Source organism: Arthrobacter sp. AG1021, from assembly GCF_003633665.1.
GTDB lineage: Bacteria > Actinomycetota > Actinomycetes > Actinomycetales > Micrococcaceae > Glutamicibacter > Glutamicibacter soli.
Genome location: NZ_RBLB01000011.1, coordinates 322,819 through 339,701 on the forward strand (window position 1 = coordinate 322,819; position 16,883 = coordinate 339,701).

A 16,883-nucleotide genomic window follows, 5' to 3' on the forward strand; every position below is an offset into this window, starting at 1 on the left:
CAGCGCCCGGTTCCCCGGGCGCTGTCGCAACCATGCACTGACAACAGCAAAGGAAACACGATGGCGTCGTTTCTAGACAAGCAGCAAGCCGCGACCACTCGGTCAAGCTATGCAAAGATCATCACCGTGCTGATCGCCACGGAACTGGTCGGCACCTTTGAATCCGCGATGATCTTCATCGCCCTGCCCAGCCTAATGGCCGAGTTCCAGACGGACGCGGCCACCGCCGGCTGGGCGGCCACCTCCTTCCTGCTCGTCGCCGCGGCCTCCGCCGCGATCTGCGGCCGCCTGGGAGACATCTACGGACGCAAGAAGATGCTGGTGATCGTGCTGTGCATCTCGGTGGTCGGTTCGATCATCAGCTTCACGGCAGGCTCCATCATCGGGGTCATCATCGGCCGCGCATTCCAGGGCGCGGCGGGCGCAACGCTGCCGCTGGGCCTGGGCATCGCCCGTGCGGGGATCGAGAAGGACAAGGTCCCCGGCGCCATCGCGTTGGTCGCCGCGGTATCCTTCATCGCCGGTGCAGGCGGCAGCCTGGTGGCCGGCGTGCTGCTGGACCTGGGCAACTGGCACGGCCTGTTCATGGTCTCCGGCATCCTGGGCCTGATCGCAGCGGTCATGGCCATGACTATGCTTGACCGTTCCACCGGACTGAGCAAGGACGACCGGAGGATCGACTACATCGGAGGCTTGCTCTTCGCCCCGGCCGTGGCACTGGTGCTCTACGGCGTTTCGAACGCGGCCGCCTGGGGCATCACCAGCGCCCGCACCTTGCAGTTCGTGCTCGGCGGCCTGGCCCTCGCCGCGATCTGGATCTGGTGGGAACTGCGGGTCCAGAACCCGATGATCAACCTGCGCGTGCTGAAGACCAACAAGATGGCGTTGACCCAGCTGGCCACCGCGATCCTGAGCGTGGGCCCGCTGGTCGCCGCGCAGATCATCGGCCCGATGATCATGCTCTCCCCGGCCGGCCCCGGGGTGGGCCTGGGCCTGTCGCCGACGATGGGCGGACTGGTCATCTTCGGCGCCGCATCCGTGGCGTTCATCTGCTCGCCGATCAGCGGCAAGATCGCCGCGAAGGTGGGTGCCCGCCGTTCGCTGCTGATCGGCGTGGTCATCTGCGTGATCGGCTACGGTGCGCTGTTCTGGGCGCAGTACAGTGTGCTGAGCTACATTATCGCGATCAACGTGGTGTTCATCGGCACCATGTTCGCCTACACCGCGTTCCCGAACCTGGTCGCCGAGTCGGTGCCGGTGGAGAACACCAGCGAGGGCATGGGCATCAACACGGTCACCCGCACCATCTTCATGGGCGTGGGCACGACCGTGACCACCATGGCGCTGGCTTCCTCCACCGTGGAGGGCACCGAGGTGCCGAGCGAGTCCGCCTACACCCTGACCTACGTGATCATCCTGGCTACCAGCCTGGTCGGCTTCCTGGTGTCCTGGCTGATCCGTGACAAGAAGAACGCGCAGGCCGCCGCCGGTGACGAGGATCTGGTCGGAGCCGTCGAAGGCTAAGCACCACAGCACCTGAAGGCAAGAAGCCGGGGAGGGAACCATCATTCGGTTCCCTCCCCGGCCTCTCTTTTCGCGGTGCGGCGGTCTCTCAGGCGCCGCTGCGCTTGATCAGCGCGGCCAGCGCCTGCCCGCCGCCGATGCACATGGTGACCACCGCATAGGTCAGGTCGCGGCGCACCAGGTCCTGGGCCGCACGCAGCGTGAGGATGGCTCCGGTCGCGCCGATCGGGTGGCCCAGGGCGATGGCCCCGCCGTAGGGGTTCACGCGCGACGGATCCAGCTTGGCGTCCCGGATCACTGCCAACGCCTGCGCGGCGAAGGCCTCGTTGACTTCGAAGGTGTCGATGTCCTGCGGAGACAGGCCGGTTTCGGAGAACAGCTTGTGAAGGGCCAAGGTCGGGGCATAGCCCATGTAGGCCGGGTCGAGTGCGGCGGTGGTGACATGTTCAATGGTGGCCAGCGAACGCAGGCCGTGTTCCTGCGCGGTGGACTGCTTGGCCAGCAGCACCGCGGCGGCGCCGTCGTTGATGCCCGAGGCGTTGCCGGCGGTCACGCTGCCGTCCTTCCGGAAGGCGGGCTTGAGCAGCGACAGGCTTTCCGCCGTGGTGTCCGGGCGCGGGTGCTCGTCGAGGCTGACGGTCACCGGCTTGCGCCCGCCCGTGGTGACCTCCGTGATTTCCTCGGCGAACGCGGCTAGGGCTTCGCTGGTGCCCGAGCGGCGCTGGCTTTCGGCGGCGAACTCGTCCTGCTGCTCGCGGCTGATGCCGTACTTGTCCGCCACGTTCTCCGCGGTGACACCCATGTGCTGCCCGGAGAACGGGTCGGTGAGCATGGCCACGGTGCCGTCCAGCACCGTGCGGTTGCCCAGCCGCGAGTTGCCGCGGGCGTCATAGTCCAGAAACGGCATGCGGGACATGGACTCGGCCCCGCCGGCGAGGATGAACTGCGAGCCGCCCCAGGCCAGCTGCTGGGCTCCGGACCAAATGGCCTGCAGCCCGCTGCCGCACAGCCGGTTGACGGTGAAGGCAGGCGTGGAGTCGGGCAGTCCGGCGCCGAGGGCCACGCGTCGGGCCAGGTAGGCGTCGGGTCCGACCTGGCCCACGCAGCCCATGACGACCTCGTCGACCTGCTCCGCGGAGACCCCGCTGCGGGACAGCGCCTCGCGGGCTGCAACTTGGCCCAGCTCATGGGCCGGAACCGAATTGAGGCTTCCGCCGTAGCGGCCTACGGGCGTGCGTGCGCCGTCGAGAATGGCGATCTTTTCTGTAGACAAATCGGCTTCCTTAGCTCAGGGTTTACTGGGGCAGGCCCGCGGCGTGCCTCTTGCCTGTCACGTTACAAAAAAGTCCTAGTGGCAGGCGTGAGATGATCCCGTTCTCCGGGATCCTTCGGGCGCCGGCGGCTGGGGCTGGGCGAGCATGGAGGGCGGGGACCCTCACCGGGCCCGCGCGGCGACCCGGAAGCTTCCGGAGTAAGGGTTTTCATGTTCTCCGATTTGGCGTTCTTCTCCTTCGTGCAGCTGGCCGATGCCTCGCTGCATGGCGAGTACAACCGCTGGCACCAACTGGACCACCGCCCCGAGAACCTGGCCCTGCCCGGCGTGGCCTGGGGAGACCGCTGGGCGCGGGTGCGCGAGCAGGACCCCGCGCACGCGGCGGACTCGACGTTTGCGGACACCGACTTCGTGGCGATGTACTGGTTCCGTGATCCGGTAGAGCAGAGCGTCGACGCCTGGGACCGCCTGGGCGAAGCGTCGTTCCAGTGGGGTCGCGGCCCGATCATCCCGGGAGTCGAGCGCAAACTGCTGGCCTTCTTCCGCCCGGTCAAGGGCTACTCCGCGCCGCACGCACTGGTCAGCCCCGACGTGCTGCCGTTCCGCCCGAACCAGGGCATGCACATCACGCTCACCCGCTACCCGGAGCCGCACGGGCTGGACGCGCACGACAGCTTCCGCTGGGAAGACACCGAACTGATGCCGGAACTGCTGAAGGTCCCCGGGGTTGCCGGCGGCTGGACGTTCTCCTTCAGCCACGCCCAGCAGCACACCACGCTGCCTTTTGCGGACACCGTCAGCCACCAGCCGGGTGAGCTGCGCATCCGCCTGCTGTATCTGGACGGGGAACCGCGAATGACCGGTTCCGCCATCCGCAGGACCGAACATCAGCTTGCCGCCGAACCCTCGGCACCACAGGCCGGAGAAGTCCTCTTCTCCTCGACACTGAGCACAATCATTCCTTGGAGGGACTGGTGAAAAGCATTGAAGAGCGCCTGCAGGCGCTGGAAGACCGGGCTGAAATCCTGGACTTGATCGCAAGCTACGGACCGTTTGCAGACTCCGGCAACGGCCAGGCCATCGAGAGGCTCTGGGCGGAAGGCGGGACCTACTCCTTCGACACCATCACGCTGCAGTACGAAGACCTGGCAGGGCTGGTCGAATTCGACACCCACAAGGACTTCATGGCCGCTGGATGCGCGCACGTCGGCACCGCGCCGTCGCTGCGCATCGACGGGGACGCCGCAGTGGCCACGAACCACTCGTTGGTTTTCGCCCGCCGCGGCGAGCCGTGGACCGCCGAGCGCGTCAGCGCCAACCGCTGGGAGTTCGTCCGCACCGCCGAGGGCTGGAAAGTGTCCAAGCGCGAGAACCGGCTGCTGACCGGCAGCGAATGGGCGCGACAGTTGTTCAGCAACTAGTGGTGCTCGTGATGCGGCAGACATGGGAACTATCGCGGCATGAGCCGAGACGAGGGTTCGAAGCGATCGATTTAACCAAGTTGTATTTGCTACATTCATGACGCTGTGGTGCGTTCAGTTTTTCCGTGCTGACACAAGACGGAGCGAAGGCTGAAGCGCCGTAACTTAGATAACCGGCAATGAATCAGTACTCGATAAGTTCTGGCATGCAACCGGTTCTGAGGCAAGTGCTGGACAGGTGACTCTTTTGGCGTTGGTTACTAAACACGGCGCAAACAATAGCACCAGTCGCGCGTTCATGACTGGTGCTGATCCTATCCGGAACCAGTTCGGGGTCAATGTGGAGGATCTGAACCGGGATCATCCCACGGCGGCGACTGACTGGCACCGGGCTTTGCATGATGCCCTGGACGACTATTTGGCTGGTCAGCGAGCCACCGCGGAGCCGCCACCCATGGGCCAGGAGCCGTGGTTTGCGCAGCCGCACGGAACGTTCCGGAATTACGACTACAACAACGCTCTGGAACGTGATGTGGAGATCAGCAAGCAGGAAGCGTTGCGTCTGCTTGATAGTATGCCAGCGGATACGGTGAGTGACCGGTCTATTAGTGGACGCGACACCATCAGTCATGTGCCGTCCTGGTATGGGAACGACGATGAGGTAGACCGGGCGATTGCCGGGAAGTTCCCGCACCTGGTGCCCGAAGGCGCGAAGCTGCCACCGCAGACCGCTACTGCCGAGGCGGCGGAAGCCCAGCAGGATGAGGCCGCTCATCAGGGGCAAGCTGAACGGTTCGAGGGCGAAGAACACCTTGACCGGGCGAACGCTAAAACTGCCGAAGCCGAAGAAGCCGGTAAGCCGGCCCCGGCTGGGGCTGGCCCGGAGGATGCGGGCAAGCTGTCGTTAGATCAGCACAGTGCCGCCTCTGTACGGGTGATCGCTGTGTGGAAGCAGAAGGGTGGTAAGGATGCTGATTTCCCGTTGCCGCCGAGCACGCAGAATCCGCAGCCGGCGATGAAGCACCGCAAACGCGTTGTGTCCGCGGCGGCCCCGGCTCGAATCCAAGGACAGGAGCTGTCGCGATGATCGGCATCCCACCGAATAACGATGAGCTGGATCTGGACGGCGACGAGACCCAGGAGCCGACGGCACGGCCAGCGGCCCCGTCGCGGGACACCGGGCACGCGGAGCCGGAGCGGCCTTTCGTGTATGAGGATGCGCAGCAGAGGTTGCGCGGCTACGCGCTGCCGCGTTACCTGCGGAAGTATGGGCCTTCGGGGCGTGCGTGGGCGCCGAACTGGTATGAGTACCCTGAAGTGTATTCGGTGATTACCGCGTTGTGGGAGACGTGGGAGCAGATGCGGTGGGACGGCCCGCAGCAGATCCTGGTGTTCTACCGGGACTACTTCTACCCGCTGATGGATCGGCTCACCGCGCAGGATGGCCCGTTCCACGCGTATGACAAGGTCATGCACCCGCAGCTACCGGAGATGTTCCCTGTGGCTGAGGCTCCGGAGGGGTACTTCCGGTCATCCGTGCAATAGGGCTGTTGTCGCAGGAACGAACCAACGGGAAGATAAGGAAACTGCTTCAATAGCTACTGCAGAAGCGCTGGAGCACGATTAATGCTGGCTCAACTTCCTCATTTGCCGAAGTGAAGTTTATACATGCTACTGTTTGATTTAATTTATTCAGACAGAAGCAGCGTATTGCTTCTTTGTTGAAGTTCTTCATCAATTCAAAAGTAAAGGTGACATGAGACTCTGGCGGCATATTTCTTCTGTAACTGTGCTCGGTATCGTGTGTAGTTCGACACTTGCTTTCCCGGCATACGCGAGTGAAGAAACACCAAGCAGCTCCTTAGAACAACTGATCACTGATTATGCTCCTGAAGAGATACCGATGGCTGAGACGGATATGGAAAGTGGCCGATTCGAGGCGAAAATTGACCGCACTGAGGTGGCTATCGATTCAGGATCATCTGCAAAAATTGAGATTACTGACTCTAGCGGAACGGCCCGATTAGTTCCTCTGCCCAATAAGAGTCTCTCCGAGGGTAAAGAATCATCGGAGGGCTCTGTCCATTATGAAGTTGAAGACGGAACGAGGCTGATTGCTCAACCTCTGCAAGATGCTTCGGTTCGGTTATCCGTAGCGATTACAGATGCTTCACAGCCCCAGGAATTTTCTACGATCTAATCCCTGATGGGGGGTGCCCCTATGTATTTTGTCAAGCAGCATCCACCACCGGAGCATCGTCAAGCGACCCGTCCCGGATCATCGCGAACAATACCGTCAGCCTGCGATGGGCCAACGCGATGAGCGCCTGGTTATGACGTTTGCCTTGGGCCCGTTTCCGGTCGTAATAGGCGCGGCTGGCAGGGTCGAAACGGATCGCAGCGAACGCCGAAAGGAACAAGGCTCGCTTCAATCTCTTGTTGCCTTCAATGGCTGACGCGTTCGGATTTGATCGAGGTGCCCGACTGGCGGGTGACGGGCGCCAACCCAGCATAGGAAGCCAAGGCGGCGGCACTATCAAAGGTCTTGCCGGAGGTCTGAAGCAATGAATACTGCAGTGGTCCTGACCGCAACCCTTGGCCTGGACGTCAGGACCGGGCAAAGAGGGTGGGCCTCCACCATAGCTTCAAGATGCGTGGCCACGTCCGCCCGCTGAGCATGCAGAGCGATCAGCTGCCGGGCCAAGTGCGGAATGACCAGCCCGGCGGCCTCAGTGCCAACCACGACCACTGTCTGCTCATCCACCGCGTCCAGAATGGCGCCGGCCCACACGGTGTGCCGGCGAGCACCGTGCTTCCTCAGCTTCGCATCGATCCGTGCTTTGCCGGCATGCCGCAACTGGGCTGGGGTGGGCCATGCAGCGAGGACTTCGAGCACCGCATCATGCTCCAGCCACGGACCCACCACCCGCTCAAGGCAGGGGTGGATTTGGGTGAAGAGCCCGCGGATCCGGTTGCTGGTCTGGGTGATCTGGCGGGAGAGATCCAGGTCGAAGCCGGTGAGCATGCCCAGGGCTGCTTCTTCCTCGTCCGAGACCTGCAGGCTGCGCAGGGTATGCGGCATGGTGCGGGCCGCGGCAGCGATAATGAACGCGTCCTTTTCGTTGGTTGTGGCCGTACCCGGATACATGTCCGCGATCCGTCGCATGGTCAGCCCGGGCAGGTAGGCCACGGTGATGCCCAGGTGCTGGGCCACCGCGACGGCCAGGGCACCGATGGTCGCTGGCTGGTCCACGACCACCAGTACGGCGCCTTGGGCGCTGAGATCCTGGTAGACCTTGGTGAGCTTTGCTTCGTCGTTGGGCAGGGTTTTATTCCAGATGGTGGTGCCCTCCACCGTCACGGCGCAGCCCCAATGGTCGGTCTTTCCGACGTCGAGCCCGAGGAAAATATCGATTTCCGTGGTGTTCATGACCGGTGCTCCTTTGAACCGATGATTTGTTCAAGGTCGACCAACCGTCGGTAGCAAAGCCTTACACCCACGTTACGACTGGCGTCCAGTGTTCCTGGCGCCGTGCCCCTGATTAGCAATCACCTCGCTGCCATCCAATCCCGGTGGCAACACCCCCGGACTATTGGATATGCAGGGGCAAGACACCATGCCGGGATTGGCCGGCCGACAGCTCCCATCATCCTCGGGTGAGGGAGCTATCAACAAGGTAACGGGTCTGCTGAGATTGTCGAAGAGCATGTCCTTATTCAGGATGCGAACGAAGAAATTTATGGAACTGTTGCAGCACCCTGGGCTGTAGACAGTGCTGGACGCCCAGTTCGGACTACTTATGAGATCAGAGACAATCTCGTAGTCCAGAAGGTCGAACACAGTTCAGATAATACTTACCCGGTGATTGCTGACCCTCTATTCAAACCCTGACAGACAGGGGGCCCGGTCCCGGGCTTAGTACTGGTATCAGCCGTTATTCAAATGGACTGTACTCTTGCGCTGTCTCGGACCCGGCTGTGGCTGGTTGGTCGTGAGCACCTGGCGCGAGCCAGCCCTGGCATTCCTGTTTTGGAGGCGATCCTGTTAGCTCTTCAGGGCAGCGGCCGGTGCCTCAGGTCGGCCTACAGCCGATAATAGGTGACGGGTTGGTCCGGTGATGCCGGCTCCGCGGCGGGTTGTCTGTATCCCGACGGGTCCATGGACCGCGGGCGGACGCGGACTCCGGTGGTAGATAAGGAAGTGCCCTCTTGCCCCCGATCGGCCTTGCCCTGCATGCTTTTGGTGTCCGGCCGGCACGGGGCGTCAGGTGATGGCCTCTGCCGTGTCGAATCGGGTGCGGTTGTCCTGGATCTCGTCGTGGTGGGTTCCGGCCCAGTCGATCAGAGTGGTGATGGCGACGAGCAGTGTGGTGCCCAGATCAGTCAGTGCATACACCACCCGTGGGGGCACCTCGGGATAGGCGGTTCTGGTGATGAGACCGTCACGCCGCAGCTGGTGGAGGGTGTGGGTGAGCATTCGCTGGGAGAGACCCGGGATGGAGTGAAGCAAGTCGGTGTAGCGCAGGGGCCCGCCCTGAAGCGAACTGACCACGAGCACGGCCCACTTGTTGCCCGCCCGCTCGATGATCTGCCGGATGGTTTCCCCGTGTTCCGCCGGCCAGCGGGAACACGGCCCGGACAGTGCCCCAGCCTGCCGGATGCTCGGGCCGGATTCCATGGCGCACCTGCCCTTCCTGTTACGCACACGCGTGTGCCTTTTGTATCGAATTCAATACTGTCCCATTATGGAGTTACGCACCATGTGTAAGAAACCGGTTTAGGGCCATCCGACCAAGGCACTTGAAAAGAATGGCCATCTTCGTTTTCAATCATTTGGCCGAGACCGACAGGACCTGCACGGCCGAGACCATCACCCCGGGCCGTCACGTTTGACGTTCGGCTTCGCACGCACCCAACAGCGGAAGGTTCAGCCGATGCGGCAGAAACGACCGCCCACACCCAAACCATAGGAAGGCTATGTTCATGCGCGCCGCAACAGTTTCTCACTTCGGTGGACCCGAGGCAGTCGAGATCACAGAGGTCCCGGTACCTGTACCGGGACCCGGGCAGGTGAGGATCAAGGTCAGCGCGGCTGCGCTGAATCCGGTGGACGCTGCCATGCGTTCGGGGGTCTTCGGCGGTGAGGGGGAACGGATCGGCCTCGGCTGGGATGTTGCCGGCACGATTGATGCCGTGGGGGCCGGGGTCAACTGGCCTGTCGGGGACCGGGTCATAGGCCTGGCCACGGGCCACAATGAGTCGCTGGGCACACATGCCGATTACGTCGTGCTTGACGCAGAAGCCATCGCCCCGGCCCCTGCCTCCCTCGACGATGTCCATGCCGCGGCGCTGCCCCTGAACGCGCTGTCCGCAGCGCAGGCCCTGGGCCTGCTGGCGGTGCGGCCGGGGCAAAGCCTGCTCGTCACGGGAGCGGCCGGCGGGGTCGGGGGGCACACAGTGGAGTTGGCCCACCGACAGGGCCTGGAGGTCACCGTGCTGGCCTCCGCCGGCGACATACCGTTCCTCGTCTCTCGCGGCGCCAACCACTTCCTGACCCGCGGGGCGAACCTTGCACCTGCCGGCTTCGACGGTGTGCTCGACGCCGCAGGCCTGGGGAACGAGGCGATCGCCGCAGTCCAGGACGGTGGCTCCTACGTCGGCTTGTGGCCGGGACAGGAACCGGATTCGGAACGCGGCGTCCGTGTCGATGCGCTCGACGTGCGGGCCGACGGCGCCCAGCTCGCCGAGCTTTCCCGCCTCGCCGACCAAGGTGAAATTAGGGCCCGCGTCGCACAGACCTACCCGCTCGAGGAGGCAACGGCAGCCCACGCCAGGTTGGCTGAAGGCAGCCTGCGCGGACGGCTCGTCCTCATCCCCTGACTCAGGAGGCCGATGCCCATCCCCACCACCACGGCGAGCAACCCGGGGCCCGGGACATCCATGGACCCCAACGAACGAATTGACACCCACGCGAATATCCCGGGCGGTTCATGACGCCGTCAAAGCACCGAGGCCGGGGCCCGCTGCTCTGACATCCAGTCCTCGCCCAGACGCCCGGATACCACCGCACCGGTACGACCAGATCGCCGCCGAAGCCCGATCGCCCTGGACCCGCTACGCACCGGTGCTCAGGGTCTGCTGAAGGTTTGGTTGACACTTCGACCGCATAACCCAGCTATGGTTATGCTCAAACGAAGGAACAAAAACCATGCCAAGAATCTTCACCGAAGAATTCAAGAAGGACGCCGTCGCTCTCGTAGAGTCGGGGATTTCTCAGAAGCAAGTCGCTGCGGATCTGGGCGTTTCAAAGACAGCCCTGCAAACGTGGGTCCGTGATGCCCGCTACCAATCCCACGGAATGACCCCAGCCTCTGATGCTGACGAACGCAAGGAAATGTCCCAAGCGCTCAAACGCATCCGCGAATTAGAAATGGAGAACGAGGTGCTGCGCAAGACCGCAGCCTACTGAAGTGTCCTTGGTTTGATACAGAGTAAGCGTGCACCAACCAAGGAAGGCAACACCAACCACTCATGGCTACCTCGAAATACCCCGCAGAACTTCGTGAACGCGCGACCCGGCTCTGCCTCGAAGCCCGGAAAGACCCAGCCCTGCGCAACGGCGCCATCTCACGCATCGCGAAACAGACCGCAGTAAGCAGCGAAGCACTGCGCGTCTGGGTGCGCAAGGCCGAAACCGAAGGGCTGCCGGTAGAAACCCAAGATGCGCAGGCGCGGATCATCCAGTTGGAGAAGGAGAATCGCGAGCTGCGCCGTTCCAACGACATCCTGAAGTCTGCAGCGGCTTTTTTCGCCGCGGAGTTCGACCGCCCACAGAAGTGATCGTCACGTTCATCGACGAGCACAAACACCTGTGGGTTATCGAACCGATCTGCCGGATCCTACGCGAAGAATTCGGCATCAAGATCGCCTCGCAGACCTACTACGCCTTCATTAAGCGTGCCCCCTCGGCAAGGAGCGTGGCTGACACGCAGATCAGTGAGGAGATCATGAAAATTCATGCGCATCCGCGCACCCGGGTTTATGGGATCCGCAAGATCCACGCCCAGCTGAACCGGTCCGAACACCGGCTCCAGAACGGCTCCAAAGTCGCTCGATGCACCGTGGAGCGGCTGTGCAAGCAGTTGGGGGTTCGCGGGACGGTGCGCGGCAAGTATCCTCGCACCACGAAGCCGGCCCCCGAAACCAACCGGCCCAAGGACTTGGTGGACCGCCAGTTCCATGCCCAATCGCCCTGCCAGTTATGGGTCGCTGATCTGACGTATGTTAGAACCGCCAGCGGCTGGTGTATGTCGCATTTGTCCTGGATGTCTTCTCCCGCAGGATCGTGGGCTGGCAGACCTCGCCGAGGATGTATACGGATCTAGCTCTGGATGCATTGAACATGGGAATCCATACTCGTCGCAGGGAAGGCGTTGACCTGAGCGGATTAATTCATCACTCGGATCGTGGCGTGCAGTATCGTGCGCTACGCTACGCCCAAGCGCTCGGTGAGGTGGAAGCGGTCGCGTCAGTGGGCTCCAAGGGTGATAGCTATGATAACGCCATGGCCGAAGCCCTGAACAGCTTGTATAAGGCGGAGCTGATCTTCCTGGATGGGCCGTGGGACGGTCTGGAGGATGTGGAGCAAGCGACTGCGGCTTGGGTGCATTGGTTCAATACTGAACGACTACATTCGATGCTGGGGTACAAGACTCCGTTGGAGGCGGAGCAAGCGTTTTACGCTGAACAGTCACTGCTGGAAGCAGCTTAGAAATTTTCATACGCTGACCCTCAACAAAACCCGGGACTTGCCAAGGCTTATTTCAGTTATAAACAAAACCAGCTTAATGCGCAACGCCACAGGTCAGTGCCTAGGTTCTGGATTACCCAGGGAATCTTCAGGCTCTGGTTTATCTCATGTGCCCGGACGGGAGTTATAGGAAGTTCGATGTCCCCTGTCGCTGCGCACGTAGTAGGGGATTTCAAAGATGATTGCACTGTACGCCCAATATCTGACACGGAACGTTCTCGCCCCGTCAGGTGTGCCTTGGGTGATAAAGCGGCCCATAGTCTGCCCCGGGGGCTCGGCCGGCACATTTTCCAAAGCAGGATTTGGCAGAGAGACGAACCAGAGGCTCAGATGGTCGGCGGGTTCATCGTAGATCGCGACCATCACGGATCGTCCGTGAATAGAGACCATTCCCATGACCTCATCGAGCAGTTCCCGGGATTCTGCCAACACGATGGGCATCCCTTCCCTTCAACCTTATGAGGCCAGGTGAATGCAGGCTTGACGAGAGCCCAGGACGTGCTTGACGTGTTCGGCTGTGTGGGATCGTAGTTCGTGGGTGGACATGGCGGACCTCCGCTCTTGCGGCTCTCGCGGTATTTCCAGTAAGAGTCCTACAGTGATGCGTCCTCGGAGATTGTCCAGGTATTTTGGGCAAGTCACAGGGGTTGTCACGCAGTGTACTATCGACGGTACGCGAGATCTCCCCTAAGGGATACCCTACGGTTAAGTAAGGCCGTCAACGCAGAGCTAATGCGGGGTCAGAGGGAAGGCGGCTGTTGGCTGAAGTGGACGCGCTGTCCCAGGTAATTTTACGCCCGGATGATGAGCAGTTCTTCACGATGCGTGCGGGGCAAGCATCAGAGAGGGAGCTGGCCGGCAGAAAATTCCGTTGCGAAGACCGCGAAAGGATGGGCGGCACCGATTTAGGGGTGATGCGATCACGCTTGGTGCACGAGGTGTTGACCTCTTGGTTGTGTTGGGCTCTTGGTTGTGTAGGGTCCTGGTATCCGCAAACCTGGATAGAGGACCTGAGCCGGTGGAGTCCCAACATGAAGCCCGGTTCTGGCTCGCCAGCTGTCCACCAGGACTATGAGCCAGCCAGGGGGATGAGCCAGAACCGGGGGACAAGGGGCTGATCAGCTCGCGCCGGTGGTGAGAGGTGTGGCGGCGTGGCGGCGCGTTGGCAGCGGGTAGCGGGTGGCTGCTGTGGTGTTCTGGGACTGCATCGCGGGGCAGGTCGGGATCTGATGCGCAACGGCGGTGTGCTTCCAGAATTTCACCCGGAACTCAGCCACGTTCTCGGTTCCCAAGCGCTGGAAGAACTCTCCCATAGTAAGTTGATCTGACCAGACCTTAGCGACTTTCAACGCGGTCTGCGGGGGAGTGATGTGCAGCATGAGTAGTTCTTCGGTCTGCGGATCCAGCATGGCAACCAACACGGCCCGCCCATGGATTGACACCATGCCCATGGCATCGTTGAGGGATTCAGATGGTTGGGTCATTACGATTGGCATTCCCTGCGCCCAACCGTAGCTGGACAGGTGGGCTTTGCCTTCACGGGTGGCGAGAAAATCGGCGACTCTGACTGCGGTGCGGGTTCGAACGATTCGACCTGGCATTTAAGATACTTCCCTTTCTGGCACTGCTCATGAAAATAATGATGTGGAATCAGAAGTGTGTAGCGAAGGTGCGCTACGAGGCGGATCCTGCGTTATGGTGCCGCCGCACCTCGCGGACGGCGGGTGTTGCAGGATCTAGGCCATGCTCAAATCTGCCGGGGAGGCCTCTGCCTCGGTTCCCAACCTGGTGGTTTCGAGATTCAGGCCAGTGCTAGGGGTCAGTGATGGGGCGGTGAAAGGTTGATCCAGCCAATGGGTGGGGAGTTCAGCTTCGGCTACATGCTCTGGTGTAGCGAGCAGGTTTTCCTTACCAGCGACGGCGAACTGCAAATTCCGCACCTCAAATTGGACGCCGAGCGTCTTCTCCATCTGCGGCAGGAGGGTGTCGTTGACGTACTGCATCAACTCGGAGACATGCTCTTCGGCCTTGGCGGTGCACGCTAAGTTGATGATCAGCTGCTCCGGGGAGCCGCTGATGGTGCAAATTGCCGAATGCACGGTGTTCTTGTTGCGGCACTGCTGCGAGCCAAAGGCGGCGGTTTGATGCATCCGCGTGGTCCATGCGGCGGCGTGGGGTGCGGTGGTTTCTACGGCAACTGCTAAGGACTTTTTCATCTTTCACTCCGGTATTGATAGCTGTTTCGTAGTAAAATATATGTAGACTAGCTAACTATTAGCTAGGTTACATTATTTATTTTTAGTTAGGCAAGCTGGACCTCGAATCAAGGGCAATAGGAGCCCCGGAGGTTGCGGGCATGGCGTTCGTATCCGGCGAAAGGAGTTCTCATGGGCAGGTATCAAGCCAGCGGGTATTGGTATGCCGAGGGTAGTTCAGTGCCCGAGGCGGTGGATTTGTTGAATCTGATGCGCAGGTATCGCGAGGCGGAGCGGAAGATGCGATCCGCGACCCGCGGTTCGATGGGTATGAACGAAACCGATATGTCCGCACTACGCTTCCTACTCGCCGAGCACCGTAAGGGGGTGATTCCCCGTCAGCGAGATTTTGCTGAGGAACTGGGGATCTCCAACGCCTCGGTGTCGGTATTGATCGACCGTTTATGCCGGGATGGGTATGCCGAGCGTATTGTGCATCCTGCAGATCGGCGATCGGTGGGGATTGTGCCCACGGAATATAGCGATACGGAAGTTCGTGGAACGTTGCATCGAATGCATGAGCGGATGATGGATGCCGCAGGCACGCTCTCCGAGGACGAACGGGTTGCTACGGCCAAGTTTTTGAAAGCCATGATCCGTAGCGTCGAGATCGATGATGAACCACGCCAGGCGACCGAGAAGAAGTCTTTGATGGCGGAGGGCGCCGCACCTTCTCGGTAGACATATTGCTCATGACGTCTACCTCACTTTTTGGCGCGCTAACTGGTTGGGGCCTTGCCGAGTAGCTCATGCCCAAGGTTGTTCCTTGGGTGGTTCCCACCAGGGATTGTTGATTTCTTGAGGGCCCACCGTAAGTGCGAAAAATCTCTGTCCTTGAGTTTCTGAGGAAAACCTTGTGGCCGCTGTCATAGATAACTCAGGCGCGTAAGTTTGAAGCAACCAAAGAGTATTTAGCCTGTCAAACAATCGAGGATGGATCAAATGCCCCGAAAGCACGTTGATGTCAGTGTTAGTCATGACGAGTTCGAAGATCTGAATAACGCTTTGGAGGACCATCGAGATGGTTTCAAGCATATGGCTGAAGAAGCGACCAACGGCTTTGGTTTAGAGCCGGCCTACTGGGAAGGGCGAGCCCAGGAAGTTGAAGGCCTGCGCGAGACGATTCATGAGCACAGTACTGACGAGCCTGAACAGCGCAAATCTTCCACCAAGGAAACGGATACCGGCACCGAGGGTGAGTCGGCACAGGAGTGGGACTTCGAATCTGATTCTAATCAATGAGCACCTGTGGAGGCACGCGACATATATTGACAAGGGACATGACAGCGGTCCGCCACGGAATCGTGGCGGACCGCTGCTATGCAGGTCTCGTTAGGCACGCTTGCGGATAAGCAATTCCCAGAGATCTTTGGGAGCGACGTTCTGGGATGTTTCGTTTCTTCAGGCGAATTGGATAGCTTTGGCTTCGCTGCATGCCAAGCGGTCGCTGCGCGCAAATAACGGTATTTCCCGGACCCGTACCGGATGATCCCAGCCTTTCGGCCAGAAACGCACGGAGGTGCAATGCCACGCTTTCTGGCGCATCTCGCGGAAAGTGAAAGCTTCATTCCGCTTCAGGTCCACGCACTGTTCTTCGTCGAAGCGATCCCCGGTGGCGGGGTCAGAAACATGCCATAGCGTCAGTTCATCGAAATACGGGTCATAGGATCCAATAAGCACCGCGGAATCATAGGTGGAAACTAGGCCCATCACGGTGTCGAGGGTTTCGTACGGCGCGGCAACGGCTACGGGCATTCCCGGATACCAACCGTAGCGACGTAAATGATCCTGAGCGTACGGTGACCTCAAGAGGTTCTTAATTTCCTCTGCGGCATGGGAACGTAATTCTTCGTGAAGCATCGTTCGTTTTCCTGTTCTTGGACAGGGTCGATATGATCCTAGAGGTCCGGATTAGCGGTAAACCCTAGTGTCGAGTTCTCGGCTGCTTTGGGATGTGAAGTACTTTGCATCGTAGAACGCTCAGAGCTTCCCCTGCGCGAACGGTCTCTAATTCACAGGTTTTAGGCATTAGCTCTCAGGCGGCGGCGTTTGGTAAATCTTGGCTGATATTAACCTTGGCATGCCTGCTTCGTGCGCCATACAGCGACTCATTAATTTGATCGATCATTTCCTGCACCTGGCGGATCTTGCTTTGCCACTGTTGGTCATTCTCGCGCGCGTGCGGACCTACAACATCAGCATTTAGCTCGATAAGCTCGACGAAGTGATCCCGATACGCGCAGAGCGCGGCAATGAGCTCATCGATCTGATCATCATCTAATTGGAGACTCAGCAACGATTTACGCACGAGACCAATCCTTTCTGCTAATCCCGCAAGGCGACATCCGATCTTCAGAGCGGACGCGCACTATCAACTGCCGCGGGGAATTTTTCAGTAGATCCTTCGTGGGGTGCGCCCGGTCTTCGGTTCGGGCGCATCCCCCTCTTTGCCGCTTTGCTCAGGTTCTTCCGCCATGCTCAGGGTCTATCGGAGGCGAGCGGGAGTAAACCCTTGCAGGTCCGATGGCGCGTACTGACCCTTCACTCACTCGGGTATCGTTCTCTGCTTCCGGACACCGCTGACTGGGCCGCGGAACACC

16 protein-coding genes and 3 pseudogenes are annotated in these 16,883 nt (G+C 60.6%); 11 read left to right on the forward strand and 8 right to left on the reverse strand.

The features are described from left to right. The first annotated feature begins 60 nt into the window (after nucleotides 1-60). Entirely contained in the window at nucleotides 61-1,524 is a 1,464-nt protein-coding gene (locus DFO58_RS16875; RefSeq protein WP_120991774.1) for an MFS transporter, read from the forward strand. Nucleotides 1,525-1,612: 88 nt separating this feature from the next. On the opposite strand, the gene DFO58_RS16880 is transcribed toward DFO58_RS16875, so the two are convergent. Further along, nucleotides 1,613-2,797 carry a thiolase family protein gene (locus DFO58_RS16880; protein WP_053799199.1) on the reverse strand — a complete coding sequence of 395 codons (1,185 nt, stop codon included), beginning with the start codon at nucleotides 2,795-2,797 and terminating at the stop codon, nucleotides 1,613-1,615. Between the two features lie 210 nt (nucleotides 2,798-3,007). Here DFO58_RS16880 and DFO58_RS16885 point away from each other — a divergent pair, with 210 nt between their 5' ends. From DFO58_RS16885 to DFO58_RS18340, 5 genes are all read left to right on the forward strand, one after another. Next, nucleotides 3,008-3,775 carry a hypothetical protein gene (locus tag DFO58_RS16885; RefSeq protein ID WP_120991775.1) on the forward strand — a complete coding sequence of 256 codons (768 nt, stop codon included), beginning with the start codon at nucleotides 3,008-3,010 and terminating at the stop codon, nucleotides 3,773-3,775. After that, nucleotides 3,772-4,218, forward strand: coding sequence for a nuclear transport factor 2 family protein (locus DFO58_RS16890; RefSeq protein WP_053799201.1), 447 nt, complete (start codon nucleotides 3,772-3,774; stop codon nucleotides 4,216-4,218). Before DFO58_RS16885 ends, DFO58_RS16890 begins: the two co-directional genes overlap by 4 nt. Before the next feature lie 238 nt (nucleotides 4,219-4,456). Beyond that, nucleotides 4,457-5,305, forward strand: coding sequence for a hypothetical protein (locus tag DFO58_RS16895; RefSeq protein WP_147407323.1), 849 nt, complete (start codon nucleotides 4,457-4,459; stop codon nucleotides 5,303-5,305). Next, entirely contained in the window at nucleotides 5,302-5,763 is a 462-nt protein-coding gene (locus DFO58_RS16900; RefSeq protein WP_120991777.1) for a DUF4913 domain-containing protein, read from the forward strand. The genes DFO58_RS16895 and DFO58_RS16900 overlap by 4 nt, the downstream gene beginning before the upstream one ends. 211 nt (nucleotides 5,764-5,974) lie before the next feature. Further along, a complete protein-coding gene (locus DFO58_RS18340) occupies nucleotides 5,975-6,418 on the forward strand; it encodes a hypothetical protein (protein WP_147407324.1) in 444 nt (147 codons plus the stop codon). Nucleotides 6,419-6,449: 31 nt separating this feature from the next. On the opposite strand, the pseudogene DFO58_RS16905 reads toward DFO58_RS18340, so the two are convergent. After that, nucleotides 6,450-7,648 (reverse strand): annotated as a pseudogene (locus tag DFO58_RS16905) (IS110 family transposase). A gap of 834 nt (nucleotides 7,649-8,482) precedes the next feature. Further along, the gene (locus tag DFO58_RS16910) at nucleotides 8,483-8,923 is read right to left on the reverse strand and encodes a helix-turn-helix domain-containing protein (RefSeq protein ID WP_286163648.1); all 441 of its coding nucleotides are present in this window, start codon (nucleotides 8,921-8,923) and stop codon (nucleotides 8,483-8,485) included. A gap of 365 nt (nucleotides 8,924-9,288) precedes the next feature. On the opposite strand from DFO58_RS16910, the gene DFO58_RS16915 reads away from it, so the two are divergent. The 3 genes and pseudogenes from DFO58_RS16915 (at nucleotide 9,289) to DFO58_RS16925 (ending at nucleotide 11,989) form a co-directional block, all read left to right on the forward strand. Then, nucleotides 9,289-10,098, forward strand: coding sequence for an NADP-dependent oxidoreductase (locus DFO58_RS16915; RefSeq protein ID WP_286163649.1), 810 nt, complete (start codon nucleotides 9,289-9,291; stop codon nucleotides 10,096-10,098). Nucleotides 10,099-10,426: 328 nt separating this feature from the next. Then, nucleotides 10,427-10,684 (forward strand): annotated as a pseudogene (locus DFO58_RS16920) (transposase); the annotation flags it as partial. A 65-nt stretch (nucleotides 10,685-10,749) separates the two neighbouring features. After that, nucleotides 10,750-11,989, forward strand: a pseudogene (locus DFO58_RS16925) (IS3 family transposase). Between the two features lie 144 nt (nucleotides 11,990-12,133). Here the strand turns inward: DFO58_RS16925 and DFO58_RS16930 are convergent. From DFO58_RS16930 to DFO58_RS16945, 3 genes are all read right to left on the reverse strand, one after another. Next, entirely contained in the window at nucleotides 12,134-12,460 is a 327-nt protein-coding gene (locus tag DFO58_RS16930; protein ID WP_183043246.1) for a hypothetical protein, read from the reverse strand. A gap of 686 nt (nucleotides 12,461-13,146) precedes the next feature. Beyond that, nucleotides 13,147-13,629 carry a hypothetical protein gene (locus DFO58_RS16940; protein WP_082123735.1) on the reverse strand — a complete coding sequence of 161 codons (483 nt, stop codon included), beginning with the start codon at nucleotides 13,627-13,629 and terminating at the stop codon, nucleotides 13,147-13,149. Nucleotides 13,630-13,764: 135 nt separating this feature from the next. Next, nucleotides 13,765-14,178 (reverse strand): hypothetical protein, encoded by a 414-nt coding sequence (locus DFO58_RS16945; protein WP_147407325.1) that lies wholly within the window; start codon nucleotides 14,176-14,178, stop codon nucleotides 13,765-13,767. A gap of 237 nt (nucleotides 14,179-14,415) precedes the next feature. Between DFO58_RS16945 and DFO58_RS16950 the strand changes: the two genes are divergently transcribed. Together DFO58_RS16950 and DFO58_RS16955 are read left to right on the forward strand one after the other, a co-directional pair. Continuing rightward, nucleotides 14,416-14,964 (forward strand): MarR family transcriptional regulator, encoded by a 549-nt coding sequence (locus DFO58_RS16950; RefSeq protein ID WP_053799212.1) that lies wholly within the window; start codon nucleotides 14,416-14,418, stop codon nucleotides 14,962-14,964. Between the two features lie 261 nt (nucleotides 14,965-15,225). Next, nucleotides 15,226-15,525, forward strand: a complete 300-nt coding sequence (locus DFO58_RS16955; RefSeq protein ID WP_053799213.1) for a hypothetical protein — start codon at nucleotides 15,226-15,228, stop codon at nucleotides 15,523-15,525. Between the two features lie 159 nt (nucleotides 15,526-15,684). Here DFO58_RS16955 and DFO58_RS16960 read toward each other — a convergent pair whose 3' ends face one another. Continuing rightward, complete coding sequence (locus DFO58_RS16960; RefSeq protein WP_147407326.1) at nucleotides 15,685-16,143, reverse strand: hypothetical protein; 459 nt, start codon at nucleotides 16,141-16,143, stop codon at nucleotides 15,685-15,687. A 175-nt stretch (nucleotides 16,144-16,318) separates the two neighbouring features. Further along, nucleotides 16,319-16,591 (reverse strand): hypothetical protein, encoded by a 273-nt coding sequence (locus DFO58_RS16965; protein WP_053799215.1) that lies wholly within the window; start codon nucleotides 16,589-16,591, stop codon nucleotides 16,319-16,321. Nucleotides 16,592-16,883 lie beyond the last annotated feature (292 nt).

Bases quoted from the DNA above. Each gene is read 5' to 3' on its own strand.
- DFO58_RS18340 (WP_147407324.1), top strand. From the start codon at position 5,975: ATGAGACTCTGGCGGCATATTTCTTCTGTAACTGTGCTCGGTATCGTG.
- DFO58_RS16875 (WP_120991774.1), top strand. From the start codon at position 61: ATGGCGTCGTTTCTAGACAAGCAGCAAGCCGCGACCACTCGGTCAAGC.
- DFO58_RS16945 (WP_147407325.1), bottom strand. From the start codon at position 14,178: ATGCATCAAACCGCCGCCTTTGGCTCGCAGCAGTGCCGCAACAAGAAC.
- DFO58_RS16960 (WP_147407326.1), bottom strand. From the start codon at position 16,143: ATGCTTCACGAAGAATTACGTTCCCATGCCGCAGAGGAAATTAAGAAC.
- DFO58_RS16885 (WP_120991775.1), top strand. From the start codon at position 3,008: ATGTTCTCCGATTTGGCGTTCTTCTCCTTCGTGCAGCTGGCCGATGCC.
- DFO58_RS16955 (WP_053799213.1), top strand. From the start codon at position 15,226: ATGCCCCGAAAGCACGTTGATGTCAGTGTTAGTCATGACGAGTTCGAA.
- DFO58_RS16950 (WP_053799212.1), top strand. From the start codon at position 14,416: ATGGGCAGGTATCAAGCCAGCGGGTATTGGTATGCCGAGGGTAGTTCA.
- DFO58_RS16940 (WP_082123735.1), bottom strand. From the start codon at position 13,629: ATGCCAGGTCGAATCGTTCGAACCCGCACCGCAGTCAGAGTCGCCGAT.
- DFO58_RS16900 (WP_120991777.1), top strand. From the start codon at position 5,302: ATGATCGGCATCCCACCGAATAACGATGAGCTGGATCTGGACGGCGAC.